Source organism: Pseudoalteromonas sp. MB47, from assembly GCF_011319765.1.
GTDB lineage: Bacteria > Pseudomonadota > Gammaproteobacteria > Enterobacterales > Alteromonadaceae > Pseudoalteromonas > Pseudoalteromonas simplex.
Genome location: NZ_VFBD01000020.1, coordinates 191,783 through 217,735, shown reverse-complemented (window position 1 = coordinate 217,735; position 25,953 = coordinate 191,783). Strand labels below are relative to the sequence as shown.

22 protein-coding genes and 1 pseudogene are annotated in these 25,953 nt (G+C 40.4%); 14 read left to right on the top strand and 9 right to left on the bottom strand.

Annotation, left to right across the window (positions count from 1 at the left end; all coding sequences use genetic code 11):
* The 9 genes and pseudogenes from aroA to IMPJCBKJ_RS20705 all read left to right on the top strand — a co-directional run.
* On the top strand, positions 1 to 1,281 hold the full coding sequence (gene aroA / locus IMPJCBKJ_RS10600; RefSeq protein WP_166340229.1) for a 3-phosphoshikimate 1-carboxyvinyltransferase: 1,281 nt from the start codon (positions 1 to 3) through the stop codon (positions 1,279 to 1,281).
* Between the two features lie 104 nt (positions 1,282 to 1,385).
* Positions 1,386 to 2,093, top strand: coding sequence for a (d)CMP kinase (cmk, locus tag IMPJCBKJ_RS10595; RefSeq protein WP_058585079.1), 708 nt, complete (start codon positions 1,386 to 1,388; stop codon positions 2,091 to 2,093).
* 98 nt (positions 2,094 to 2,191) lie between these two features.
* Positions 2,192 to 3,859 (top strand): 30S ribosomal protein S1, encoded by a 1,668-nt coding sequence (gene rpsA / locus IMPJCBKJ_RS10590; protein ID WP_054551350.1) that lies wholly within the window; start codon positions 2,192 to 2,194, stop codon positions 3,857 to 3,859.
* Positions 3,860 to 3,924: 65 nt separating this feature from the next.
* Positions 3,925 to 4,212: an integration host factor subunit beta gene (gene ihfB / locus IMPJCBKJ_RS10585; RefSeq protein WP_036968575.1), complete on the top strand. Its 288-nt coding sequence runs from the start codon at positions 3,925 to 3,927 to the stop codon at positions 4,210 to 4,212.
* A 20-nt stretch (positions 4,213 to 4,232) separates the two neighbouring features.
* Positions 4,233 to 4,514, top strand: coding sequence for a LapA family protein (locus IMPJCBKJ_RS10580; protein WP_054551349.1), 282 nt, complete (start codon positions 4,233 to 4,235; stop codon positions 4,512 to 4,514).
* A 2-nt stretch (positions 4,515 to 4,516) separates the two neighbouring features.
* The gene (lapB, locus tag IMPJCBKJ_RS10575) at positions 4,517 to 5,653 is read left to right on the top strand and encodes a lipopolysaccharide assembly protein LapB (RefSeq protein ID WP_058585078.1); all 1,137 of its coding nucleotides are present in this window, start codon (positions 4,517 to 4,519) and stop codon (positions 5,651 to 5,653) included.
* Positions 5,654 to 5,685: 32 nt separating this feature from the next.
* Positions 5,686 to 6,390, top strand: a complete 705-nt coding sequence (gene pyrF, locus IMPJCBKJ_RS10570; protein ID WP_166340227.1) for an orotidine-5'-phosphate decarboxylase — start codon at positions 5,686 to 5,688, stop codon at positions 6,388 to 6,390.
* 607 nt (positions 6,391 to 6,997) lie between these two features.
* A complete protein-coding gene (locus IMPJCBKJ_RS10565; protein ID WP_166340225.1) occupies positions 6,998 to 7,534 on the top strand; it encodes a hypothetical protein in 537 nt (178 codons plus the stop codon).
* A gap of 612 nt (positions 7,535 to 8,146) precedes the next feature.
* A pseudogene (locus IMPJCBKJ_RS20705) lies at positions 8,147 to 8,242 on the top strand (orotidine-5'-phosphate decarboxylase); the annotation flags it as partial.
* 272 nt (positions 8,243 to 8,514) lie between these two features.
* Here IMPJCBKJ_RS20705 and IMPJCBKJ_RS10555 read toward each other — a convergent pair.
* The 9 genes from IMPJCBKJ_RS10555 to IMPJCBKJ_RS10515 form a co-directional block, all read right to left on the bottom strand.
* On the bottom strand, positions 8,515 to 8,787 hold the full coding sequence (locus tag IMPJCBKJ_RS10555) for a hypothetical protein (RefSeq protein ID WP_166340223.1): 273 nt from the start codon (positions 8,785 to 8,787) through the stop codon (positions 8,515 to 8,517).
* Positions 8,788 to 8,860: 73 nt separating this feature from the next.
* Positions 8,861 to 9,667 carry an alpha/beta hydrolase gene (locus IMPJCBKJ_RS10550; RefSeq protein WP_166340221.1) on the bottom strand — a complete coding sequence of 269 codons (807 nt, stop codon included), beginning with the start codon at positions 9,665 to 9,667 and terminating at the stop codon, positions 8,861 to 8,863.
* 514 nt (positions 9,668 to 10,181) lie between these two features.
* The gene (locus IMPJCBKJ_RS10545; protein ID WP_166340219.1) at positions 10,182 to 11,483 is read right to left on the bottom strand and encodes a S41 family peptidase; all 1,302 of its coding nucleotides are present in this window, start codon (positions 11,481 to 11,483) and stop codon (positions 10,182 to 10,184) included.
* 196 nt (positions 11,484 to 11,679) lie between these two features.
* The gene (locus tag IMPJCBKJ_RS10540) at positions 11,680 to 11,892 is read right to left on the bottom strand and encodes a hypothetical protein (protein WP_166340217.1); all 213 of its coding nucleotides are present in this window, start codon (positions 11,890 to 11,892) and stop codon (positions 11,680 to 11,682) included.
* A 684-nt stretch (positions 11,893 to 12,576) separates the two neighbouring features.
* Positions 12,577 to 13,803: a HEPN domain-containing protein gene (locus tag IMPJCBKJ_RS10535; protein WP_166340215.1), complete on the bottom strand. Its 1,227-nt coding sequence runs from the start codon at positions 13,801 to 13,803 to the stop codon at positions 12,577 to 12,579.
* A 366-nt stretch (positions 13,804 to 14,169) separates the two neighbouring features.
* Complete coding sequence (locus tag IMPJCBKJ_RS10530) at positions 14,170 to 14,580, bottom strand: DUF2971 domain-containing protein (protein ID WP_166340213.1); 411 nt, start codon at positions 14,578 to 14,580, stop codon at positions 14,170 to 14,172.
* Complete coding sequence (locus IMPJCBKJ_RS10525; protein WP_166340211.1) at positions 14,580 to 14,903, bottom strand: hypothetical protein; 324 nt, start codon at positions 14,901 to 14,903, stop codon at positions 14,580 to 14,582. The genes IMPJCBKJ_RS10530 and IMPJCBKJ_RS10525 overlap by 1 nt, the downstream gene beginning before the upstream one ends.
* A gap of 534 nt (positions 14,904 to 15,437) precedes the next feature.
* Complete coding sequence (locus IMPJCBKJ_RS10520) at positions 15,438 to 16,268, bottom strand: S1-like domain-containing RNA-binding protein (protein WP_166340209.1); 831 nt, start codon at positions 16,266 to 16,268, stop codon at positions 15,438 to 15,440.
* A 2-nt stretch (positions 16,269 to 16,270) separates the two neighbouring features.
* Positions 16,271 to 17,596, bottom strand: a complete 1,326-nt coding sequence (locus IMPJCBKJ_RS10515) for a DEAD/DEAH box helicase (protein WP_166340426.1) — start codon at positions 17,594 to 17,596, stop codon at positions 16,271 to 16,273.
* Between the two features lie 199 nt (positions 17,597 to 17,795).
* Between IMPJCBKJ_RS10515 and IMPJCBKJ_RS10510 the strand changes: the two genes are divergently transcribed.
* The 5 genes from IMPJCBKJ_RS10510 to IMPJCBKJ_RS10490 all read left to right on the top strand — a co-directional run bounded on the left by IMPJCBKJ_RS10510 (position 17,796) and on the right by IMPJCBKJ_RS10490 (position 25,880).
* A complete protein-coding gene (locus IMPJCBKJ_RS10510; protein ID WP_166340207.1) occupies positions 17,796 to 18,803 on the top strand; it encodes a rhodanese-related sulfurtransferase in 1,008 nt (335 codons plus the stop codon).
* Positions 18,804 to 19,099: 296 nt separating this feature from the next.
* The gene (locus IMPJCBKJ_RS10505; RefSeq protein ID WP_249364126.1) at positions 19,100 to 20,110 is read left to right on the top strand and encodes an efflux RND transporter periplasmic adaptor subunit; all 1,011 of its coding nucleotides are present in this window, start codon (positions 19,100 to 19,102) and stop codon (positions 20,108 to 20,110) included.
* A 2-nt stretch (positions 20,111 to 20,112) separates the two neighbouring features.
* Positions 20,113 to 23,190: an efflux RND transporter permease subunit gene (locus tag IMPJCBKJ_RS10500; protein ID WP_206004193.1), complete on the top strand. Its 3,078-nt coding sequence runs from the start codon at positions 20,113 to 20,115 to the stop codon at positions 23,188 to 23,190.
* 84 nt (positions 23,191 to 23,274) lie between these two features.
* Positions 23,275 to 25,173 carry a DUF294 nucleotidyltransferase-like domain-containing protein gene (locus IMPJCBKJ_RS10495; protein WP_166340203.1) on the top strand — a complete coding sequence of 633 codons (1,899 nt, stop codon included), beginning with the start codon at positions 23,275 to 23,277 and terminating at the stop codon, positions 25,171 to 25,173.
* Positions 25,173 to 25,880 (top strand): 3'-5' exonuclease, encoded by a 708-nt coding sequence (locus IMPJCBKJ_RS10490; protein WP_166340201.1) that lies wholly within the window; start codon positions 25,173 to 25,175, stop codon positions 25,878 to 25,880. The genes IMPJCBKJ_RS10495 and IMPJCBKJ_RS10490 overlap by 1 nt, the downstream gene beginning before the upstream one ends.
* Positions 25,881 to 25,953 lie beyond the last annotated feature (73 nt).

Sequence of the window (25,953 nt, the reverse complement as noted above, 5' to 3'; positions counted from 1 at the left end):
ATGGAACAGCTTCGTCTTGAACCGATTACAAAGGTAAATGGTAGTGTGACACTGCCAGGCTCAAAAAGCTTATCAAACCGTATTTTGTTACTAGCTGCTTTAGCAGAGGGCACAACGGTTGTTGAAAACCTATTAGATAGTGATGACATTCGCCACATGTTAGGTGCATTAAATCTTTTAGGTGTAAATGTATCGCTTAATGAAGATAAAACAGTGGCCACCGTAGAGGGTGTTGCTGGTCAATTCAAAACGCCAAGTGAGCCACTGTTCTTAGGTAATGCCGGTACGGCTTATCGTCCACTGACAGCGGTTTTAGCTGCTGTAGAAGGCGAGTACCAGCTGGTGGGTGAGCCTCGTATGGAAGAGCGCCCAATCGGCCATTTGGTAGATGCACTGCAAGCACTGGGTGGTGATGTTGAATACCTTAAGCATAAAGATTATCCACCACTGGCCATAAAAGGCGGTAAAATCAACGGTGGTAAAGTTGCAATTGATGGCAGCATTTCTAGCCAGTTCTTAACAGCGTTACTAATGGCAGCACCATTATTTAATGGCGATACAGAAATCACCATTAAAGGCACGCTGGTATCAAAGCCTTACATTGATATTACTCTAGATGTAATGAAGCGCTTTGGCGTTACTGTAAGCCATGACAATTACGAAACATTTTACGTTAAAGGCTGTCAGCAGTATCAAGCACTTGAGCGTATTATGGTTGAAGGTGATGCATCAAGCGCCTCTTATTTTGTTGCAGCTGCTGCAATAGCAGGCGGCGAAATTGAAATTAACGGGGTAGGTGCGGCATCTGTTCAAGGTGATATTGGTTTTGCCAAAGTGATGGAGCAAGTAGGCGCCAAAATCGATTGGTACGATGAAAAGCTGGTGGTTCGTAAAGGCGAGCTAAACGCGGTCGATATTGATGCCAATGCAATCCCTGATGCGGCAATGACACTCGCCACTGTTGCGCTTTTCGCTAAAGGTAAAACAGCAATTCGTAATATCTATAACTGGCGTGTAAAAGAAACAGATCGTTTATATGCCATGGCGACTGAGCTTCGTAAAGTTGGTGCAGAAGTGGTTGAAGGTGAAGATTTCATCGAAATTACACCACCAGACACATTTAACGATGTAGCGATTGATACCTATAACGATCACCGTATTGCCATGTGTTTTGCAATGGTTGCCGTTGGCGGAAAGCCGATAACCATTAACGATCCTAAGTGTACATACAAAACTTTTCCAACGTTTTTCAAAGTACTAGAGTCTGTCTCAAGTCAATAAAACAGAAGAAAATATAAAAAGTTACATTCTAAATGCGGATCTATTTCTAGAACTGGCGTATAATATCGCGGTTTTATTTTGGTGTGCATTGCAGGAGGTTATAAATGCAGGCGTTATCAATGCCCGTAATCACCATCGATGGCCCAAGTGGTTCAGGTAAAGGAACTGTTTGTCGCTTGTTAGCCGAGAAATTAGGTTGGGATGTATTAGACAGTGGAGCGATTTACCGTGTGCTGTCACTTGCAGCGCTTCATCATCAAATTGAACTAGATAATGAAGATGCGCTAGTTCCGCTAGCTGCAAACTTAGATGTACAGTTTTTGGTCGATAGCCAAACGCATACTTCTAAAATTGTCTTGGAAGGCGAAGACGTCACAACCACAATTCGTAACGAAGAAGTGGGTGCTGCGGCATCAAAAATTGCTGCATTACCACGGGTGAGAGAAGCATTATTACGTCGTCAACGTGCGTTTCGTACTGAGAGCGGCTTAATTGCCGATGGTCGTGACATGGGCACAGTTGTGTTCCCAGATGCACCATTGAAGATTTATTTAACCGCATCAGCTGAAGAGCGCGCTCGTCGTCGCTTTGCTGAGTTGAACGAACGCGGTCTTGATGTTACACTAAGTGGTCTACTTGAGGACATAAAAGCTCGCGATCACCGTGATATGACGCGTGAAGTTGCGCCGCTTGTTCCTGCAGAAGACGCCATTGAGCTCGATACAAGTGAGCTTAATGCAATGCAAGTGTTTGATAAAGTTGTAACTTTACTCGACGAAGCAGTACTTGCAGGAAAGCTTCCAAAAGCTTAAAAGTAATTTATTAAGGTACCGGCAGGAAGCCAGTGCTATTTTAACAACCCCATGCAGCATGGTTGCTAATTGGTTATTTAATTATTTAGAGACGTATAATGTCAGAAAATTTTGCGCAGTTATTTGAAGAAAGCCTTAAGGGTTTTGAAGCAGAGCAAGGCTCTATCGTTAAAGGTACTGTTATCTCAATCGAGAACAACATCGTACTTGTTGATGCTGGTCTTAAATCTGAAAGTGCAATCCCTGCTGAGCAATTCAAAAATGCTGCTGGTGAACTAGAAGTTGCTGTTGGCGACGAAGTAGATGTTGCTTTAGACGCAATCGAAGACGGTTTCGGTGAAACTATCCTTTCTCGTGAGAAAGCGAAGCGTCACGAAGCGTGGATCCGCTTAGAAAAAGCATGTGAAGAGCAAGAGACTGTTACTGGTGTTATCAACGGTAAAGTTAAAGGCGGTTTCACTGTTGAAGTTGATTCAATCCGTGCCTTCCTACCTGGTTCACTTGTTGATGTTCGTCCAGTACGTGACACAACTCACCTTGAAGGTAAAGAGCTTGAGTTCAAAGTAATCAAGCTTGACCAAAAACGTAACAACGTTGTTGTTTCTCGCCGTGCAGTTATCGAATCAGAGAACTCACAAGAGCGTGAAGAACTTCTTGCTAACCTTGTTGAAGGTCAAGAAGTTAAAGGTATCGTTAAGAACCTTACTGACTACGGTGCGTTCGTTGACCTTGGTGGTGTTGACGGTCTACTACACATCACAGACATGGCGTGGAAGCGTGTTAAGCACCCTTCAGAAATCGTTAATGTTGGCGACGAAATCGCAGTTAAAGTTCTTAAATTCGACAAAGAAAAGACTCGTGTATCTCTAGGCCTTAAACAGCTTGGCGAAGATCCATGGGCAGCTATCGCTGGTCGTTACCCAGAAGGTTCTAAGCTTTCTGGTCGTGTAACTAACCTTACTGACTACGGTTGTTTCGTTGAAATCGAAGAAGGCGTAGAAGGTCTAGTACACGTTTCTGAAATGGATTGGACTAACAAGAACATCCACCCTTCAAAAGTTGTTTCACTAGGTGACACTGTTGAAGTTATGGTTCTTGAAATCGACGAAGAGCGTCGTCGTATTTCTCTTGGTCTTAAGCAATGTATTGCTAACCCATGGCAAGAATTTGCTCGTCTACAAAACAAAGGCGACCAAGTTACTGGTAAGATCAAATCAATCACTGACTTCGGTATCTTCATCGGTCTTGAAGGCGGTATTGACGGTCTTGTTCACCTTTCAGACATTTCTTGGAACACGCCAGGCGAAGAAGCTGTACGTGAATTCAAGAAAGGCGACGAAATCACTGCTATCGTATTACAAGTTGACCCAGAGCGTGAGCGTATCTCTCTAGGTGTTAAACAAATCGAAGCTGACCCATTCAATAACTACCTGGACGCAAACAAAAAAGGTGCTATTGTTAAAGGTAAAGTGACTGAAGTTGATGCGAAAGGCGCAACTGTTGAGCTAATCGAAGGCGTTGAAGGTTACATCCGTGTAGCTGATATCGCTCAAGAGCGTGTTGAAGATGCTACTACTGTAGTTTCTGCAGGCGACGAAATCGAAGCGAAATACGTTGGTGTTGATCGTAAGAACCGCACTTTAAGCTTATCTGTTAAAGCTCTTTTCGAAGCAGAAGAGAAAGAAGTACTAGAGAAGCTTAAGAAAGAAGAGCCAGCGTTCGAAAACGCTATGGCTGCAGCATTCAAAAATGCTCAAAAAGACTAATATCTAGTCTTTTAAAATTGGAAGGGCAGTTTTGCCCTTCCTTTACCACTCTTTAAGGAAACGCTATGACTAAGTCAGAATTGATAGAACAACTTGCCGAGCAACACGCACACATCCCTGTGAAAGATGTTGAAAATGCTGTTAAAGAAATTCTTGAACAAATGGCCGGCTCATTATCTAGCTCAGATCGCATCGAGATCCGTGGCTTTGGAAGTTTCTCATTGCATTATCGTTCTCCTCGCACAGGTCGTAATCCAAAGACTGGCGAAACAGTTGAGTTAGACGGTAAGCACGTACCACATTTTAAACCAGGTAAAGAATTACGTGACCGCGTAAATGCGAGTATTGCCTAGTTTTATACAGGAGTAGTTACTTGTTTAGGGTATTAAAAATTGTATTAATTGCGCTGTGTTTATTTATTGCGTTTGTACTTGGTTCACAGAATCCACAATTGGTGCAAATCAATTATTTAATCGCGAGTAATACTTTGCCCCTAGCTGTTGTAATAAGTATCTGCTTTATTTTAGGTGTCGCAATTGGTTGTTTTATAAGCTTTACACTGTTTTCTCAGTTAAAGTGGCAAAATTATCGCTTAAAAAAGAAATTAGCGCCTGAAAAAAACAATAAAAAGCTTGTTGCTAATAAAGACACCTAATCATGATTGAGCTTCTGTTTTTACTTTTACCCGTTGCAGCCGGTTACGGTTGGATAATGGGTAAAAACAGCGCTAAAAACCAAGCTCATCAGCTTAATCGCCAAATTACCTCTGAATATTCTAAAGGCCTTAAATTTCTCTTAGACAGAGAAGAAGACCAAGGCTTAGAACACCTTATTAATCTACTCGAAGTTGCCGCTGATTCAGTTGAACACTATTCAACGCTAGCCACTATGTTCCGCCGCCGTGGCGAACTTGACCGCGCTATTAAAATTCATGAGCTGCTATTAAAACACCCAAGTCTTGATGAGCAACAAGCTGCAACCAGCCGCTTAGAGCTCGCTGAAGACTATATAATGGCAGGCTTGTTAGATGGTGCAGAAGAGCATTTAGTATGGCTTGTTAAGGCAGGTTATAAAGAAGCGTTAGAGCCAATTATTAATCTCTATTCACAAACACGTGAATGGGAAAAGGGCATTAACATGTACGAGGCCCACAGTGAGTTGTTCACTAAACCTCAGCATGTAAAAGCAATTGCCAATTTTTACTGTGAAGCAGCTTTACAAGACAATGATACGCAAATTATGCGTAAAGCTATTAGCTTAAACCACAAAGCTATTCGCCCATTGTATGAGCTTGGCCACAGTGCTTTCACTAAAGAAGATTATGTAAAAGCAATTTACTATTGGCGCGAGCTTATTAGCCAATTCACGTTTTTTGCGCCGGTATTTATTGAAGAATTAGCACTGAGCTATCAAAAGCTTAATTTAACGCATCAGTTTTACGAATTACTGAATGAACTGCTAGATAAAGGTGGTGTATTAATAAAAATAAAACACTGCCAAGCTTTACTTGAGCAAGGGCACATCGAGCAAGCAATTAAATTTTTAACGGATAGTTTAAAGCGTCATCCGACTATTCGTGGCTTTAGCTTTTTATTACAGCTACTTGCCAAACAAAACAACGATATTAAAGATGTACTCGATCAAATTGATAAGCTCGTAACGTCTTATATCGCAACTAAACCTGATTTTCAGTGCCAACACTGTGGCTTTACCAGTCATACCATTTATTGGGTATGTCCATCTTGTAAGCACTGGGAAACAATTGTTCCAAGCCGTGGCATAGACGGTTTTTAATTCATATTAGTCCATTAGTTTTTAGGAAAGTTATGTCTGTCGAAGATTCAAAAAAAGTATTAATTGCCCTTGATTATGATGATCAACAAACAGCTCTTGCGTTTGTAAAGCAATTATCGCCTGATACGTGTCGCCTTAAAGTAGGCAAAGAAATGTTCACGTATTTTGGTCCTAGCTTTGTTAAGGAACTAATCGACTTAGGTTTTGATGTATTCTTAGACCTAAAATTTCATGATATTCCAAACACAGTGGCTAAAGCCGTAACAGCAGCTGCAAAAATGGGTGTATGGATGGTTAACGTGCATGCCTCTGGCGGCGTTGAAATGATGACCAAAGCAAAACAAGCTTTAGAGCAGTTTGGTGATGACGCACCGTTACTGATTGCAGTAACTGTACTAACCAGTATGGATGCCGCAGAGCTTACTCGTTTAGGTGTAGATAAAACACCTGAAGAGCAAGTGATTTACCTAGCAAAGCTTGCCAAAGAATCAGGCCTTGACGGGGTAGTGTGCTCAGCACAAGAAGCGAAAAAGCTAAAAGCAGAACTTGGCGCAGACTTTAAACTGGTTACTCCTGGTATTCGCCCTGCAGGCAGCGATGCAGGCGACCAAAAACGCATCATGACACCAAAACAAGCAGTTGAAGATGGCAGCGACTATTTAGTTGTAGGCCGCCCAATCACCCAATCGGCAGACCCAGTTGCAACACTAAAAGACATTAACGACTCACTAAAATAATCCTCGTTATTTTAAAAAGCCTTTAAAGAGCATTGTAAGCGTGATTTATATCGCGTTAGATACAAGGCTCTTTTTGTTTGGCTAGCTTAAGTTAGCGAAAGAAAGCATATTAAGCGTGTTAATGTCTCGGCTTTGGCTCGATGTAAGATTTTTTTGTGCAAGGTGGAAAACTTATGAGGGTAAATACGTATTCCATTTTGATCATTTGCAAATAATGAGTTTTTATAAATTAGTTAAACACTGTATTTTTTAACTGTCATAATTCATGGTAGTTAAATTACATGCCTTATTCTCGGTATGTAAAACTCTTGAATTTTCGCTTTACCTTTTTTTAAAATTAAGTAACTGACTTTTAATCTATTTTGCTCTGCTATTCTCGTTTAATAAAAAATATTGATTCTCGATTAAGTAAATTCTCGGTATTGGGGTGACGAATTTTTATTGCCACCCATCTCAGAAGTTAGTAAGTTGATAATGTTATTATAAATTTAAATATATATTTACTTAGATTAGGGTAATCACTTGCGAGTGTTTATCGGTATTTTTGGTAAAATGTTGTTATGTGCTTTAATAAGTCTGAGCATAACTCAAGCGAGGAGAAAGTATTTTGACATTAGATGGATATAGAAAAGAATTTGAACAATCTTCAAACAGATCTATTTCAATGCCGGTTGCTGGAGCCATTATTTGGGGTTTAGTTGGGCTTTTAAGTACACAATTTAGCGCAAATATTTCTATATATATTCTACTTTTTGCAACAGGCGGTATTTTTCCTATAGCTTTATTAATTGCTAAATTTAGAAAAGAGAACTTAGTTTCCTCATCTAACCCTTTAGCAAAACTAATGGGCTTATGCATAATTATGGTTAATCTTCTTTGGGCTGTCCATATACCATTACTTTTTAATGCACCTGAATTTGTTCCTTTGAGTTTAGGCGTTGGCTTAGGACTTCATTGGGTAGTCTATTCTTGGATCGTTAACCATCCTGTTGGCTTAATACATGCTGTGTTAAGAAGCATTTTAATTGTAGCAGCTTGGTATTTATTTCCTAACAGCAGTATTTTAGCTATCTCTTGTGTTATCGTTGTCACTTATTTAATTAGTATTTATCAAATGTTAACTAGGGATATAGCAAGCACATAACAAGCCAATCAAGATGGAAATTTACAGTGTACTGTTTTCGCCCCGCTCAACTATTTTATTTAGCAAACTATAAATTTCCCCTTATTGGGGCGTTATAGCACGGGTTGTATCACAAATATTAAGCTCGGCCGTGGCAGTGAATATGCTTCAAGGTTATTCGTAAGGAAAATATTAGGACATGGAAAAATTTCTTCTCGCAATTTTAGTAATTCCATTCCTTATTGGTTTGTAATTTTTTCTGTTAATTCAGTCTCTGAGTTTAGTAAATCATTAGAAAATTGTTCTCATCCATTGCTTGTTAGATGTTTCTCATTTTTATTTCTAACTAATAATTTTTTCAATTCAATTGCGATTTCACATAAAAAAGAGGCTTTTAAAAACATAGGACTGGCTTTATTGTGTTGGCTAGCCGCAGCTGTTATTTTGTATATTGCCCATCAATTCCAATATGTATAAGAAGCTAATGTATAACGGTGGGCTTGAGTAATAAACTGATAGATAGTCAGAGTACTATTTGCGGTAAGTTCGAATTAGTATATTGCCCATGTGATGCTACTTATAAACTTATTTTGCTATTGAAAAAATAGTAATCTTCTAATTAAGGTTTTAGGAGAAACCGTTGAAGATGGCAGCGACTATTTAGTTTTAGGCCGCCCAATCACCCAACCGGCAGACCCAGTTGCAACACTAAAAGAAATTAACGATTAACTAAAATAACCTCGTTATTTTAAAATAGTCTTTAAAGAGCATTGTATGCGTGATTTATATCGCGCGTTATACAATGCTCTTTTTGTTTGTTGGCAATTTGAAAAATACTCTAGGTTATCTACAAGCGAGAATCTGATGATCGAGCCAACTCGTTTTTGGACAGAAACCATTTAGCACTTCGAAAGATAACGCCGCAAATAAACGGTAAAAAATAGTTGGCTATAATTTGTGAGGTAGCTAACTGTTTTTTGTTCACCATTTAATTTGTTTTGTTAAGTGCGATGTTGATCAATATCGTGACCGCAGTTGTAACACTTTGACGTTGGTAAACGATATTTGAAAAAGCCTTGTACAATTTGATTTCGTGAGCATTTTTGGCAGGTATAACCCAACGCTTTAATTACTAATAGAATAGCAAGCACCATGCCACCGATATAAACGGGGTTAACAAAGAAGTCATCAACGGTAGTCACTTGGAATTGGAAGCCTATGATACATAACAATAACAAACCCAAATATATTTTAAACTGAACACTACGCTTCAATTTAACCTCACTTTCACCTGAGTACCAACGCTTGCAGCAGCGGAGAGCGAAGCGAATCCGCTGACTGCACTTGTTAGTGATTAATTCTCCCCAACAAGTCGAAGACTTCCTGAACGACCATATCTGGCTCATCTTTCTGTGGGAAATGGTAACTCTTGTTTGTTAATACAGCCTTTCCTTGTGGAAATGCGTATGCCCATTCAGAGTGTAATTCTCCCCACATTTCCCGAGCTTCATCTGTAAAAAAGAGTAATGGAGGATTTTCATATTTTTTTATTGATGCAATGACTGTTACAGGAATGTCCTGTATTTCAGGATAACTGGGCAGTGGTCGTTTAGCCCAGAAATCTAGGTATTGGTTAGACATTCCGTTTTTCATATCGTCCAGTTTCACTTGAGCAATTTCTTTTTCTGCTTTAGTAAGATCAATTCTTCTCATAATATCAACATCATGTTCTGAAGCTGGCTCAACTAGCATTAACCCGGAAACCCATTCAGGATAGGTAGCAGCAAAGCGTCTAGCGATGTAAGCGCCATATGAATGGGCCACATAAACTACTGGTTTTTTAATGTGAAGAGCTTCAAGAACTAAACGGGCCTCTTCAGCATACTCCTCAGAGCTATAATTCTTCACAACGTGCTCTGAGCCACCGTTTCCAATCCGAGAGTAACGAATGACACGAGTGTTTTTGGCAAGACTTTTGAAAATAGGGTCCCAATCAGATAAACCTGCTGAACCTCCAGCCTCTAAGAATACGGTATGTTTGCCATTACCAGACATCTCGTATTCGACATCATATCCATTTACCGTGACGAAACTAGGCTTGGCAAAAACAACCACTGGAACAAAAAGACTAAAAAGCAACCACGCAGATTTCATTTATTCTCCTTAAACACTAACATTTTAGTATTTATGCGACACGCAGTCTGTGTTGCATAATCGCTTGTTGGACTGAGCCGCTACCTGCTTGGTGTGACAGAGTTGGTGTTGTTTATGCTATGGGAATTTGCTTTTTGGTGGTTCTCACTTTCGTAGCTAATTTAATCAGCTTAGCTAGTGTTATGTATGCTTTCCCTGCATTGCTCAGCGCTTATTATGTACTCATTACACCTAAATTTGCCTTAATAAGCAATTATATTTTTACTCGTTTAGGAGCCGCAATCTGAGTTATTAATAACTGATTTTAAGCATTTTCGCTAGCTCGTTTTGGGGCAAAGGCGAGCTATATTTTAACTCGCCGATGGACAGAAACAATTTAGCGCCGAAGGATGACTCTGTGCCAAAAGCGGATCTTCACGCCGTTGTAACCAGCTAAAATAGTTGGCTAGAATTTTGTTAGGTACAATCAAAGCCAAATATTTTTTGTCCGTGTTAACAGCCTTGTTAGCAATTTTTACATCGTTCTCTGAAACACTCTTTCATCCTCACCCAAAGAGAGCATTTTCAATGCAATGACTTGCTTATTTTTATATATTGCTTGCAGTCTTGCTTCAGTAAACGCTTTAAAAACAATGGTCTTTTTATCAAGTAACTCAATTTCAAACGCCGGATCATTTGAATATTGATAAAAGAGTTTACCACTTTTTTGGAATATCTTGCGCTCTCCAAACGTACCTACTATCTGATTGAAATCACTCTGACTTGGCTGGTATTGGCTCGATTTTGCTTTAACCAATGGATAGACCCATTGATGCAAACCAAGGTTTTTACTATTACTTTTGATTAAGGAATTAAGCACCTCTGCATAAGCAACATAAAATGCATTATCACTACTTGTTTCAATATTTGGTTTCACCCCCTTTCTTTCCCAGTTGTCATTTGTTCTTGGATCTACAGGTCGTGTGGATGGTAAAGTGAGAATATAATCATTATTTACTATTTCAGTACTTCTACCATGAGCGGCGCCAGCAGTTACCTCTCCAACAATGGTTGCTCTATTCAAACTTTGCATTGAATAGCTAAAGCCTTCTGCAGCGGATGCAGAATTACTGCTGGTGAGGATATAAAGTGGAGTATCTTTAAACCTAGGACCAGGTACATATGGCGAAGTCCAATCTTGCGTTTGAGTTAACACACCGTTTTCACGGCTTTCAAAAGTTGATAAATGGACTGTATCTAGGTCAAAGAAGTAACTTGCTAAGGAAGTCACCATAAATGGACTACCGCCATAATTGTTCCTTAAATCAATAATGATACCATCGGCATGCTGTAAAAATTTCATCGCATTTTCAAGCGTCTCACCTCCTAAGTGACTGTCAGAGAAAGCTCTTATATCGAGGTAACCAATATTGCCATCAAGCAATTCAACCTTTTTAAAACCATAGTTGTCTATAGGAGTCTCCATGACACGACTATCAGCAAACGCCTCAGTTTGTGCTGACGAACGATAGTCTTTCAATTCACTAACCCAATTTGGATCATAAACAACAGAAAGATGTTTATCATTTGCAATCTTGTTTAATTCCAAGGTCATAAATTCAGCAATATCTTCAGATGACTTTTGACGTTCACAACCAGATAAAAATACTTGCGAACGTATTAACTGAGCTAACCTTGTTGCTGTATTTTCAATGACGTAGTTATCTTCAAGTTGTTTGGCAATATTTTGTGACACATCATGACAATCTGCAGCGCTGACATAATTGCATAGAACGAGTGAGCTAACGATGAGGGGTTTAAAGACTTTATTGTTCATATTTTCCTGAAATTTTAATTATTGTTTTTTAATAACGTTCGAACACACCAAAAGGGGTTAAAAGATTTTTTAAATGCTAAATTAAATTGCTAACGCCGCCCTAAGCGGTGAGTAATAGTTGGCTAAACTGTGAAGCGAAGCGGAACCGAGCCAACTGTTACGAATCCGACTTTAAGGCCTTGTTAGGGCATGTTATTTAAAAAACATATGCTTGATTTAGTGTCTCTCCGCAACCACCAGACTGACATTCGTAGTTAATGTCAACAATCATGTCATCTCTCAGAGTAACTTCATAATTGCTGCCACAATATTTACCCGAAAACTTATTAATTTCTTCAAAATAAAATGAATAACTTCTAGAAGGATATGAGGCTACTTTTGTCAATATTATCTCTGCATTTCGGCTCATTATTACAATACCTTCACTGGAGTCAGCATCATCTATGACTTTAGGCTAGAAGAGCAGCCTGCAATAGCGACGATTAAAAATATGGTGAGGAATCACATAGTGCCCTAACAATTTTCTAGTGCGCTCGCCGCGCATCTTTGTGCCGATGTTTCACGCATGTATTAATGAATTTATTTTTAACAAATAACGTAGTGCATTGCCAACTATAATATTTTTATTGACGCCTAAGGTATTCATAAAAAGAATATTAGCTCGTAGCTCATTTTCTTGACTATGGAAGCACAACGATATAGCTGTGTATTTACACAGCGATGACATTAAAGTTATGTGGAATATCAGGTTTATGGAGTAGAGCCAATAGCATTAGATGAATAACACTGTGTCTGATCGCTCAAAGCCGACCTTAGAGTAATTACGTTAACTCAATTATGGGCATAATGAGTTAGAGCCAAAGGACGGCTTTGTACCAATTGAAGACGGTCAGGGGTTATAATGTCTGTGGTCAAGGTTTGACTCCTTTAGCTTCACTTACATCTCCCTTTAAACAAAACTAAGTTTCCTATTAAGCGATACAGCGAACCTCTACACGTACCACCAAAATCAAATCTGGTCGACAAAAAAACAACTATTTGATCATTTCCAATAATTAAAATTTAAACAGGTTCAAGTCATAAACCAAAATAACTATTTCAGCATGTAGAGCTCTTTCTCAAAGTCATTCAAACCACTTAAATGAATTACTTTAAGAATACAGTTAGATAATATGCGTGATGCTTTATTGAGGACATCCCGTGAGGGTACCTCCTTTCCAACATCCCTTACCGGAACGACATCTTTAACCTTCGCATTATGGACAGCAGACGAGCGAATGTTGTAGAAGGCTTTTAAGTAGTTATAATTCACTTCTCGCTCCTTGTAGTTATCTGAAGAAAGCTTGGCACCAAGTAATCGTACTTGTAACGACAGCTGTTCTGAACTTTCACTCTTCGTTAGAATTGATTCAGCACACATCCCTAAATCAACTGCCTTATCAACAAGGTCATGAGAATTCATAGAAGACGATTTACGTTTAAGCGCCAATTCAATTGCCCCTTTGGTTTTACTATTTAACGCGTTGTACTTGCTAAACACGTTCTTCAACGTGTCTTTATCATCAAAATACAAATCATCATTGCAAAAAGGACGTAGCAACTGCAGTGCGCTTATAATGTTCACATCAATAAAGCCAGAGCATGGCACTGTATCGTCAAAAAGCATTCTATTACTCGTAATACACGCACCATATTCCTTTGTAAAGAGCGACAAGAAATTTGCCTTCAAGGTATGTGATTCTAAAATATCGTAAAGTGATCTTCTTTCATCATGAGCCACATCGTCATAATCATGAGCATCAAACATATTTTGACGAACTGTGGTTACGATAAAAGCAGGCTTATCCCCAGGGTAATCACGACTGATATCATACCAATCCCTATTAATCCTGTTTTTAACCCCATCTGGGAGCGCTTCAAACCCACAAATACGCGTATTATCATCAAAATAATATGTTTGATCAGGATAAACGCCTTCCAACAGTGAAATAAGATGCAAAGGAACTGTTTGGTTATCGGCAAAATCAAGAAAATATTTAAACGCTTGCTTAGCATCTATCTCATTCGCTTTCTTACAAAGCCACTTAGCCACATCAAACGGGGATATTGTAGTGCGACATGTTGACGTTCCCCACAATCTGTTTACTAAGTTAGGATAACTCGCTAATAACGCATCCATTAATTTAAGCGGCTTTTTAGCCACCCCATCTTTAACTACCATGCTTCGCCAATCAACAAGTGGGCTCATCATTTTCAAAAAGTGTGCATCTTTACGACACTCATCTATAAGTGAGATTATGTCCTTTTGATACGCTTTCATACTCTTTCCATTACACGTTCAATTCACGCGCTATAGCAGGCCCATTGCCACACTAAAGCCAGCTCTTTGGTTATTAAAGCCAATTGGGTCAAAAAAATCGATTTAATACACCATAATTTACCACTGTACTGTTATAGCTCAAAGCTGAACTACTTCAAAGTGCCAGCAGCTGACGCTCAACTATAGTAGTTTTATTGGGCAGATAAAATTGTATTTCACCTAAGCATTAAGTGGTAAAGCTTTCCTATAAGCCCAAATATCATAAGTGATCTAGGGCACATCGACTTAGCTGAAAAACTCCAGAGATAATATTTAATTTCGAATCCATACCTCATAGAGTTGTAACGCTCCAGCTAACTAAGCTTTTTATGTGATTTTCTTCAGCTTGATACGGAATTCATTTTCTTTAAGTTGTGCTTTATATAACGGTATAGAATGACCAACAAGTTTTTTTATAATATCTATATCCAAATCAGATGCGCGAGCCCCAAACGTTATTGATAATATTTCTCCCGGAATAGGATAAACTTTTCCACCATCAGCCTGAAAGGTTCGCCACTCTCTTTCATAACTCCATTGCTCAGACTTTGTATATAAAACACGCATCAAAGACTTTTCATGACCATCCTTTGAAAGAAGTGATTTAACGTTCATTGATGGATAATTTTTAGTATATGCAACCTTTCTAGTAACTTTTGAATTACCGAGTTCATTTGAATCATTTCTCTCGAACTCGATACAAACTCCTTTGTGGTCATCAGCATAGTGAGACCACATTAGTATATCTTTTTCATCTTCGCTAAGGATAAAATACCAAAATCTTTAAGTTCCTTTTTAAAGGAATCAATGTCACCTGTTAGGTCTTTTCTTGTGTAAGCAAGAACCTCATTTGGATCTTCATTAGGAAACGCTTTTTTGATTTTATCCTGATCGTTAGATTCAATTATAGCTGACGAGTTCTTAAAGGAGCACTGTGTATCAAATGGATCATTAAATGATTCTGGCTTTGGATAATAAATCCTATTATTTGCGATAATGTCTAAAGTAAAATTATTTAATGGTTTGTATTTAAACAGTGATTTTATTTCTGGATTATTCATTTTCGGCATACTCTCAGCTCTGCCCAATCACATAACATCTTATTGAACAACACTTTGTGTGGGTTATAAGCACACCAAAACGGCGTGTATTACATACCCTGATAATTTCACCAATAATTACCTTTGTAAACAGATAATTAAAACAGCTAGGAATTAAGCATGTTATTTTGCCCCAAAGTGGTGGTTAATAATGTTATCGAGAAAAATTAGGAGACAACTCATCTAAACAGGAATAAATTTAACTTTTTCAGTGTCAGGTGATCGCTCAAAGGCGACCTTAGAGTATTTACGTTAAATCATTTTGGGGCAGTAATGAGTTAATCCGGAAATGTTGGTTTTGGAACAATACCGACTTCCACTTTTAAATGAATAGTACTCAAAATAACGTTAGAAAACTTATAGCACCCGTACGTTAAAGCTATAAACCAATAAGAATAAAAAAAGAGTAAAGCTTTCACCTTACTCTTTCAGATAATTCAATATCTTGTTGACTCGCAACTCGCAACTCGCAACTCGCAACTCGCAACTCGCAACTTACTTCAATCTAACCGACGTCGCTTCAATCTCGATTAAACCTTGCTTAAACAAACCACCAATGGCTTTTTTGTAGTTTGCTTTACTGGTTGAGAAAGTCTTTTTAATTGCTTCAGGGTCTGACTTATCACCTAGGTGAAGTACGCCGCCTTCGGCTTTTAATTTAGCTAATATTTTTTCGCCTAAGTCGTTTACTTTACCCATACCTGGCTTTTCAAGTAGTACGTCGATTTTACCGTCTTCACGTACTTTTTGAATAAAGCCTTTTAAGCGTTGGCCCACAAACAGCTTTTTAAATACTGTGTTGTAGTAAACAACGCCAATGTGGGCTTCGTTTACAAGTACTTTGTAGCCAAGGTCTGTTTTACCGGCAACGATTAAGTCAACTTCTTCCATTACTGAGTAAGTTGGTGCTTCTTTCGATAAAAATTTATTAAAGTTGCTCGATGCACAAATACGTTGGCTGGCATTATCTAGGTATAAACGTACAAGATAAGAAAAGCCGTCTTTCATTTTTGGCTTTTGTTCGTTGTATGGCGCAAGTACGTCTTTTTCAAGGCCCCAATCCATAAACGCACCGGTGCTATTGATTGCTTTAACGCGTAGTAGGGCAAATTCGCCTACCTCAGCCAATGGTTTTTTTGTGGTGCCGGTTGGGTGACCTGCGTGATCTAGGTAAATGAATACTTGAACGCTGTCGCCAGCTTCTAGTTCGTAATCAATTTCTTTGCTTGGTAAGAATACTTCGCCCAAATCACGGCCATCTAAATAAGCACCTTCGTTAGACATTTCGTTAACGAAAAGGGTTTGTGTGGTTCCTAAAATACTCATTGTTATTCCTGTTCTGGCTTTTTCTTACGGCGCATTGGAGCAAAACCATCTACATCAATTGGTGCTTGAATAGGGGCTTTAGGCTTTTTAGGGGCTGCTTTGCGTTTTGGTTTTGCAGGTTTTGCAGCCACTTTTTTCTCTGCTTTTTTCCAAACTGTGTTTGGTTTTTTCTCGCGCAGACCTTTAAATTTACCAACAAGGCCGTCAACGGTGAAAAAGCTTAATTCATCATTTAAAAATGCTTTAATTGCTTTGTAGCTTGGCCAATCTTTCGGGCCCACTAATGAAATAGCAGTTCCTTTAAAGCCTGCGCGACCAGTACGACCAATACGGTGCACATATTCTTCAACATGCTTTGGTAGGTCAAAGTTAATTACGTGGGTCACGCTTAATAAATCAAGACCACGTGATGCAACATCGGTGGTGATTAAGATTTTAAAGTTTTCACGGCTAAAGGCATCCATAATTTCAAGGCGCTTTGCCTGTGTTAAGTCACCCGCAAGCGCTTGCGCTTTAAAGCCTTTATCGTTTAATAGCTGGCTTAAACGTTGAGTATCTATACGTGTTGCGGTGAAAATAATGCATTGGCCAACATTGTCTTGTTTTACAAAGTGCTCAAGTAGGGCTTCTTTGTGATCTAGATGATCAGCTAAATAAAGCTGCTGAGTAATGTCACTATGTTGCTCGTTAGAGGCACTTAACAATATTTGTTTTGGTGAACGTAAAAGGTTACGTGACAGGGCATCAACTTGTGCATGGTCAAGGGTTGCTGAAAACAATAACGTTTGGCGTAAACGGTGATCAGCAAGCTCGTTAATCATTTTAACTTGATCGGTAAAGCCTAAATCTAAGATACGGTCAGCTTCATCAAAAATTAACAGCTCTAAGCCTGAAAGCTGTAATGAGCGTTGACTCAAATGGTCAGCTAAACGCCCTGGTGTACCTACTACAAAATGAGGGTCTTTGCGCAGTGCTTTAATTTGGTCATTAAAGTTTTCACCACCCAGTACTTTTACAGCACTAATGTTTGTACCGGCAATTAATAGCCTTAATTGGCTGTACACTTGGGTTGCTAATTCGCGGGTAGGTGCAACGATTAAAACGCGAGGGTCGCGTTTACTGAGTGCTTTTTGTTTCATTACACGCTGTACAGCAGGTAATAAAAACGCCAGCGTTTTGCCCGATCCTGTTTTTGACTGTGCAAAAATATCATGGCCTGCGATAGCTGTTGGTACCGCGTGAGCTTGAATGTCAGTGGGCTGGGTGATGCCTTGATGCGCGAGTTGTTTTTCGAGGCGTGTATCAATCCCAAGTTCAGTAAATTGCAATGCGTAATCTCCGATGAGCAAAATTTGTAAATCCCGTTCATTATAACGCACTTGCCTCACTAGGAGACAGTAAAAACACAGCTAATTCGCATCAGTTTTTGCAATTATCGCTAATTCGCGTAAAATACGCGCCCTCAATGCGCCGGATTTGCGATTCGGTTAACGCCCCACATGGGCATTTAAAGCAAAAGGTAAAACCATGACTGCTGTTCATAAAGACAATGTAACTAGCGAGCACTTTGTTGTTTGCGCACTTTACAAGTTTGTAGCCCTTCCTGATTTTGAAGCGATTCGCCAACCACTACTAAAAGTAATGGAAGACAATGAAGTACGCGGTACTTTGTTACTTGCGGCTGAAGGTATCAACGGTACTGTTTCTGCTAAACGTGAAGGTATCGATAACCTACTTGCATGGTTAGATTCACAACCAAACCTAGACAACATTGTGACTAAAGAGTCATATGATGATGAATGCCCGTTCTACCGTACTAAGGTAAAACTGAAAAAAGAAATCGTAACTATGGGTGTTGAAGGTATCGATCCACGTGAAGTAGTGGGTACATACGTAAAACCAGCTGATTGGAATGCATTAATTTCAGATCCTGAAGTGATTCTTATCGATACGCGTAACGATTACGAAATCGAGATCGGTACTTTCCAAAATGCCGTTGATCCAAACACGAAGACATTCCGCGAATTCCCAGCATGGGCGAAAGAAAACCTAGACCCAGCAAAGCACAAAAAAGTCGCTATGTTCTGTACCGGTGGTATTCGCTGTGAAAAATCAACTGCGTACATGAAAGAGCAAGGCTTTGACGAAGTATTCCACCTTGAAGGCGGTATTCTTAAGTACTTAGAAGAAGTACCAAAAGAAGAAACCATGTGGGAAGGTGAGTGTTTTGTATTTGATAACCGTGTAGCGGTAAATCACGATTTACAAAAAGGCTCTTACGACCAATGTCACGCATGTCGTATGCCTATCACTGAAGAAGAAAAGCAAAAGCCTGAATACATGGAGGGTGTATCGTGTCATCACTGTCACGACAGCCTAACAGAAGAGCAACGTGCTCGTTTTGCTGAGCGTCAAAAGCAAATCGAGTTAGCACAAGCGCGTGGCGAAGGGCACATCGGTAACGAAGCGCAAGAAGTTCTTCGTAAGCGTAAAGAAGCTAAAAAAGCACAAAAAGAAGCACAGCGCCAACAGTAATTGTTAGCTTTATGAATTGATAGAAACCCCAGCATTGTCTGGGGTTTTTTTATGCCTATTCAAAAAGAACATATAAGTGATGGTTCTTATTGTCTGGAGGTAACCATTGCAAGCGAAGCACACTTAAAAGAGGTCGATTCATCACATTGTCGTTTCTAATTAGAAAACACAGGCGATGTATGAGTTTATTTCACCTTGGCTAATTGTTTATTAAACGAAGTCAGCTTTTTATTGATCACAAAGCTGTTACACTTCGTAACAATTAAAACGATTCTTATTTAGGTGAAATTTTGACAATTGGCAAATTACATACATGGACTTTAATTGCCTGTATTAGTTGTGTTTCCGTCGCTGAGGCGGCTAATGTAGTTGTAGAATCAGTGTCTGTTGAAAAGTCTAAACAACAGATAAAAGCAGTGGGTAATGCAGAAGCGATTCACTCAGTCACTCTTTACCCAGCAGTTGGGGACAGAGTCACCGCTGTTTACTTTAAACCAGGCGATAACGTTGCCAAAGGTGACTTACTGTTAGAGCTTGATTCACGTAGACAAAAAGCAGCGTTGATCGAAGCTGAAATTACCTTAAAAGATGCTGAGCGCACCATGAAAAGGCTTGAAGAAAGCCACGCCCGTGGTGCGGTGCCACAAAGTGATTTAGATGATGCGAAAACACTTTATGAGCTTGCAAAAGTCCAGTTAATGCAAGCGAAAACAGAGCGTGAAGACCGCGAAGTTCGTGCTCCGTTCAGTGGTGTTATGGGTTTAACTGACGTCGAAGTAGGCGATAGGATCACAACCCAAACAGCCATTGCCACTATCGATGATATTTCTGAGCTTTATATCAATTTTAATGCCCCAGAAGCCGCTATCTCAGTGCTTAAACAAAAATCTTCGGTCGAAGTAGTGCCTTGGTTAGGCGATAAAGCTTACACGGCTAAGGTGGCAGAGCTTGATTCGCGTATCAATGCGCAAACCCGCACACTCAGAACAAAAGCCAAACTTGACAATAATGCTCAGCAATTTATGCCGGGTATGAGCTTTCGTGTGCACATAAATATTCTAGGTGAAGAGCTTGCTGTAGTACCCGAAGCAGCCATGATGTGGGGGGCAGCAGGCCCTTACGTATGGAAGAGTGTCGATAAAAAAGCCACACGCGTTGATGTTAAAATTGAGCAGCGTTTAGCAGGGCGTTTACTAGTCTCTGGTGGCTTAAACGAAGGTGACTTATTGGTGACAGAAGGCGTTCAGCGCCTAAGACCTAATCAAGAGCTTAATTTCATCAATGAAGTGCAGCTAGCCAAGGAGTAATGATGAAACAGCAACCTATGATGGAAGACTTGCCATCAATGGCGATACGTCGCCCTGTTTTAATTGTGGTACTTAACTTACTCATTATTATTGCCGGTATCGCTGCAATAGCAGGTGTTGAAGTACGTGAGCTTCCTGATGTTGATAGACCACGTATTACTGTATCAGCGTCTTTTCCGGGTGGTTCACCGGAGACTGTAGATACCGAAGTAACTAGTAAGCTCGAAGGGGCGGTTGCGAGGGTAAGTGGTGTAAAGTCGATTCGTGCGCAAAGTGAAGAAAACAATGCTCGTATCGTGGTTGAGTTTCGCCCCGGTGTTAATCTAGATGATGCTGCAAACGAAACACGCGAATCGGTAGCCCGTGTGCAGCGAGAATTACCCGAAGAAGTTGAACGGGTATCAATTATTAAAGCCGATAATGATGCCGAAGCGGTTGTATCGTTAACGGTATCAAGTGATAGCTTATCCCTTGAGGCGTTGACAGAGCGTGTTGATGTTGACTTAGCCCCGCAGTTTTTAACCATTCCAGGGGTTGCCGATGTTCGCTTAAATGGCGACCGTGAACGGGTTCTTAGAGTGCGCATCGACCCACTTAAGCTAAGTAGCTTTAACCTTACCGTACCAGATATTGCCAACGTACTTCGTCAGGCTCCTTTTGATGTACCTGCGGGTAGTTTAAAATCAAACGACCAACAGGTAATCGTTCGTGCTGATGCAACGTCAATCTCTGCAGAACAAGTAGCCGATATCATTGTACGAGACGATACCCGTATTGGCGATGTTGCGGCTGTTTACTTTGGTCCAGCTGATCCGCGTTCATTCGTAAGGCTTAATGGTACACCTGTGATTGGCATGGAAATTATTCGTCAGGCGCAATCTAATACCATTGAAATTTCAGATGAAGTGCTAACTTTAATCGAACGTATGCGAGTGCGTTTTCCTGAAATGGAATTTACTTTAACCTCTGACGATGCGCAGTTTATCAGAAGCTCAGTTGATGAAGTTATTAATTCACTTTTACTAACCGTGCTACTAGTGGTGATCACACTGTGGGTGTTTATTGGCTCATGGCGCGCAACGCTGGTTCCTGCATTTGCGATACCTGTTGCATTAATTGGCTCTTTAGCACTTATTTGGGCGCTTGGTTTCTCAATTAATATTCTTACCTTGCTTGCACTCGTGTTAGCTACTGGCCTAATAGTAGATGATGCCATTGTGGTTAGTGAAAACATACAACGTCAGCGGGGCTTAGGTCTTGGTCGCCGTGCAGCTGCAGTGGTTGGTACCCGTGAAGTATTCTTTGCTGTTGTGGCAACAACCGCCGTATTAGCTGCGGTGTTTGTGCCTATTGCCTTTTTACCATCAACAGCAGGACGACTATTTAGAGAGTTTGGTGGTGTATTAGCTGGCGCCGTTATCATATCAAGTTTTGTAGCGCTGTCTTTGGTCCCTGCGCTGACATCAAAACTGAAATTAAAGCAGGGCGGTTTTCATCCATTTGCAAAAGTTGGCCATGTGTTAGCCGCTGTTTATAAGCGCACAATACACGGTGTACTTGAACATGCATGGCTTACTTTCTTTGCATGCTTGTTGGTTGCTGCAGGCTCTGGGGCACTGTATTTCAATTTAGATAACGAGTTATTACCAACAGAAGATCGCGGTAAAATTCGTATTTTTGCTCGTGGTCCTGATGGTGTTGGCCTGAATTTTATGGACAGGCAAGCGGTGCAAATGGAAGATATCTTATTGCCGTATGTAGAAAGTGGTGATATTGAGTCTATTTACACTGTGGTTGGGCAGTGGGATCCAAATATTGTATTTATCACTGTGCCACTAAAACATTGGGACGAACGTCATTTTAGTCAGCAAGAAATTATCAATAAAATACGTGAGCCTTTAGGTAATATTCCTGGTGCGGCTGGTTACCCAGGTGGTTCAAATAGTTTGAACTTGCGTGGTCAAGGCGGTGGTATTGAGCTTGCCTTATTGGGCCAAGACTACCTCGAGATATTTAAAGCCGCGCAAGATTTCTCTGCTGAAATTGAAAAAGCAGTGCCAGAAGTGGCCCCTGTGCGTATTTCATATCAGCCGTCACAGCCACAATTACGGGTTAATATTGATAGACGTCGTGCTGAAGAGCTAGGCGTATCGCTTAGTGATATATCAGTAACGTTACGTGCTGCAATCAATGGTGATGATATCGCCGATTTAAACATTGGTGACCAATCAATCCCGATTATGTTGCAAGCACAAAACCAAACCATCACAAACCCGAGCGATTTAGCTAACTTGTATGTTGGTGGCCGTAATGGTCAATTAGTGCCCTTGAGTAGTGTGGCAACGATTACTGAAGAAGGTGTTGCAGCAGAGCTTGAGCGCCACGCGCAGCGCCGTGCTATTGAACTGAGTATGGAAATGCCTGAGGGCGTAACTATTGCTGAGCTGGTTACAAAAATCCGTGATATTTCAGAGCAATCTCTGCCTGCTGGCATCAGCTTAGCGTTTAAAGGTGAGGCATTAACCTTTGAAGAAACCGCCAATGAAGTATTAGTGACCTATGTTCTGGCCTTTTTAATTGTTCTTCTGGTATTGGCAGCGCAATTTGAAAGTGTGAATAGTGCAATTGTTGTGATGATCACAGTACCATTTGGTATTACATCTGCAATTTTAGCGTTATATCTAACAGGTACATCATTAAACATTTACTCGCAAATTGGTTTAGTGATGCTGATTGGTCTAATTGCTAAAAATGCCATCTTGCTGGTGGAGTTTGCCGACCAATTACGTGACCAAGGCCGCTCGGTTAGAGTGGCGGTAGAAGAGGCCGCATTAGTTCGTCTTCGCCCAATAGCGATGACACTGGTTTCAACTTTATTGGGTGCATTACCTCTTATTTTATCTACCGGCGCAGGGGCTGAGGCTCGTAACGCCATTGGTTGGGTAGTATTTGGCGGTTTAGCACTGGCTGTGTTATTTACCCTCTATTTAACGCCTGTTATTTACCTTGGTTTAGCTCGCTTTACTAAACCAAGAGGTGATGAGTCGAAACTTCTGGCTGAAGAGTTAGAAAAGGCTTAATCCAACTTAATTGGCTATTTTTTCTTTGAAAAAATAGCCAATTACCCTCACAATTAAATCAATTGTTTAAAACTAGGTACGCGTATGCAAGCCGAACACGTCGATATCGCCCAATTTCTTTCTGATCACGCTCCCTTTGATGATCTTCCTGAAGAGGCGGTAAATAAACTCGCATCACAAGTCGAAATCGCTTATTTTCGCGCAGGCACTGAAATACTAAATTATGGCGAGGATATCGCTGATTTATTTGTTATTCGAACAGGTGCTGTAGAGATATATCGTCGTGATGGTGATTTATACAACCGTTTAACTATCGGCGGCATTTTTGGGCAAATGGGCCTTCTGATGAACCGCAAAGTTCGCTTTCCGGCAAAGGCACTCGAAGACACCTTAGTTTATTGCATTAATGTTGAGTTGTTTAATCAATACTGCGACGAATACGAAACATTTGCTGACTTTTTTGAAGCCGATGGTAATGTGCGCCTTCATCAGGCAATTGTTGAACAGGCAGACAGCAACGATTTAACAACCGCCAAGGTCAAGTCGCTTCTTCATCGTGATGTTGTCACTGTGGCAAAAGATGCCTCTGTGCAAATGGTTGCGCAATTAATGACGCAAGAGTCGGTATCGTCTGTGCTTGTTACTGATGCCGATAAACCAATCAGTGATGATCCTGATGATGACGACGGCCAAGTTGTTGGCATTATTACTGACCGTGACTTACGCACCAGTGTAATTGCTGAAGGGTTAAGTTACGAAGCGCCAGCTGCTCAAATAATGCAAAAAGACTTAATACTACTCGATAGTAATGCCTATGTGTTTGAAGCTGTACTGGCCATGCTCAGAGATAACATTCACCACTTGCCTGTGGTTGTTAAGAAAAAGCCGATTGGCGTTATTTCGTTATCGGATATTTTACGCTACGAGTCGCAAAGTAGCTTATTGTTAGTGCGCGGCATATTAGCTCAGCAATCGGTTGAAGATTTAGCTCACTATGCAAGGCAATTACCTAATGTATTTGTTCGTATGGTTAACGAAGATGCTAACTCTCACATGATTGGTACCGCAATGGCTGTAATAGGGCGTACCTTCAAACAGCGTTTACTTGATTTAGCTGAAGAAAAGTTTGGCACACCGCCGGTTCCTTATTGCTTCATCGCTTTAGGTTCAATGGCGCGTGATGAGCAATTAATTGTGACCGACCAAGATAACGCCATTATCCTTGATAATAGTTTTAACGAGGAATTACATGACGAGTATTTTCAGAATTTGGCTGATTTTGTTTGTGACGGTTTAGCTGAGTGTGGCTACAAATATTGTGAAGGCGAAATCATGGCGTCATTTAAAAAGTGGCGTTTAACACGCGAGCAGTGGAAAGAACAATTTGCAGGTTGGATGGCCGAACCTAAACCGCAGGCTTTATTACATAGCTCGATCTTTTTTGATTTAGATGGTGTTTACGGTAAAAACAAATGGGCCGATGAACTCAAACGCTTTATCGCAACAGAAGGGCGCAAGAATAAGCGTTTCTTGGCAAACCTTGCTGCGAATGCGCGTAACAGAACGCCGCCTTTAGGTTTCTTTAAAGACTTTGTGTTAGAGCATAATGGCCAACACAAGCGCTCTATGAACTTAAAACGCCGCGGTACAGCGCCTTTATCTGATGTGATACGCGTGCATGCATTAGCGATAGGCAGTCGTAAACAAAATTCATTCGAGCGTTTAGAAGATATTATCGAAGCTAAACTACTTCCTGAAGGCAAAGCACAAGATTTACGAGACGCCCTAGAGTACATTGCCATGATCAGAATTAGACACCAAGCGTGGCAAATAGAAAAGCTTGATGAAGCGCCAGATAATGACTTAGAGCCTCATTTACTTTCTCCTTTTGAGCAGCGCAATCTTAAAGAGGCGTTTGCCATTTTAGATAAAGCGCAGAATTTCCTAAAATTCAGATACTCTGCTAACTCAGGGATGAAGTAATGGCAAAACAAGGCGCAAAACTTGATTGGCCGACTCGGTATCAAGAGTTATTAACACAGAGCAAACAGCCACTAATCAAAGCGTATTATGAATCAGCTATTTGTGATTTAAGCACACCAATTAGTGATATTCCCTTAGTAGCACTTGATTTTGAAACAACCGGTCTAAATTATCAAAATGACGATATAGTCAGTGTTGGTTTAATTCCATTTAATACCAAGCGTATTTTTTGTAAAGATAGCCAACATTGGATTGTTCAACCAAGGCGCAAGCTTGCTGAAGAGTCGATTGTTATTCATGGTATAACTCACTCAGAAGTGAGCGATGCACCTGACTTTTCAACGATTATGGCGCCTTTGTTAGCAGCATTAAAAGGCAAAGTGATTGTGGTGCATTTTGCTCCCATTGAACGGCACTTTTTATATCAAGCGTTGCAAGCCCGTTTAGGCGAAGGGCTTGAATTTGCCGTTATAGACACGCTTGATCTGGAAACGCGCGCACTTAAAGCAAAGCAGGGGTTACTAGGTCGACTATTTAATTCTAAGCTGGATTCTGTGCGCTTAGCTGACTCTCGCATTCGTTATTCGTTACCAGCGTATCAAAACCACAATGCACTTAATGATGCCACAGCCACCGCAGAGCTGCTACAAGCGCAAATAGCTTACCACTACCGCCCAGATACGCCACTCAGCGAATTACTAATATAGCGCTCGTAGCACCGACGTTATGTCGGGTATTTAAATTATTGTGCAAAGCTTATCAATAAAAAAACGCCGCAAA

Coding starts and splice junctions, on each gene's coding strand:
- IMPJCBKJ_RS10510 (WP_166340207.1), top strand. CDS start 17,796: ATGACTGCTGTTCATAAAGACAATGTAACTAGCGAGCACTTTGTTGTT.
- IMPJCBKJ_RS10490 (WP_166340201.1), top strand. CDS start 25,173: ATGGCAAAACAAGGCGCAAAACTTGATTGGCCGACTCGGTATCAAGAG.
- IMPJCBKJ_RS10500 (WP_206004193.1), top strand. CDS start 20,113: ATGAAACAGCAACCTATGATGGAAGACTTGCCATCAATGGCGATACGT.
- IMPJCBKJ_RS10530 (WP_166340213.1), bottom strand. CDS start 14,580: ATGTGGTCTCACTATGCTGATGACCACAAAGGAGTTTGTATCGAGTTC.
- IMPJCBKJ_RS10545 (WP_166340219.1), bottom strand. CDS start 11,483: ATGAACAATAAAGTCTTTAAACCCCTCATCGTTAGCTCACTCGTTCTA.
- IMPJCBKJ_RS10550 (WP_166340221.1), bottom strand. CDS start 9,667: ATGAAATCTGCGTGGTTGCTTTTTAGTCTTTTTGTTCCAGTGGTTGTT.
- IMPJCBKJ_RS10495 (WP_166340203.1), top strand. CDS start 23,275: ATGCAAGCCGAACACGTCGATATCGCCCAATTTCTTTCTGATCACGCT.
- IMPJCBKJ_RS10520 (WP_166340209.1), bottom strand. CDS start 16,268: ATGAGTATTTTAGGAACCACACAAACCCTTTTCGTTAACGAAATGTCT.
- rpsA (WP_054551350.1), top strand. CDS start 2,192: ATGTCAGAAAATTTTGCGCAGTTATTTGAAGAAAGCCTTAAGGGTTTT.
- aroA (WP_166340229.1), top strand. CDS start 1: ATGGAACAGCTTCGTCTTGAACCGATTACAAAGGTAAATGGTAGTGTG.
- IMPJCBKJ_RS10540 (WP_166340217.1), bottom strand. CDS start 11,892: ATGAGCCGAAATGCAGAGATAATATTGACAAAAGTAGCCTCATATCCT.
- lapB (WP_058585078.1), top strand. CDS start 4,517: ATGATTGAGCTTCTGTTTTTACTTTTACCCGTTGCAGCCGGTTACGGT.
- pyrF (WP_166340227.1), top strand. CDS start 5,686: ATGTCTGTCGAAGATTCAAAAAAAGTATTAATTGCCCTTGATTATGAT.
- cmk (WP_058585079.1), top strand. CDS start 1,386: ATGCAGGCGTTATCAATGCCCGTAATCACCATCGATGGCCCAAGTGGT.
- ihfB (WP_036968575.1), top strand. CDS start 3,925: ATGACTAAGTCAGAATTGATAGAACAACTTGCCGAGCAACACGCACAC.
- IMPJCBKJ_RS10535 (WP_166340215.1), bottom strand. CDS start 13,803: ATGAAAGCGTATCAAAAGGACATAATCTCACTTATAGATGAGTGTCGT.
- IMPJCBKJ_RS10525 (WP_166340211.1), bottom strand. CDS start 14,903: ATGAATAATCCAGAAATAAAATCACTGTTTAAATACAAACCATTAAAT.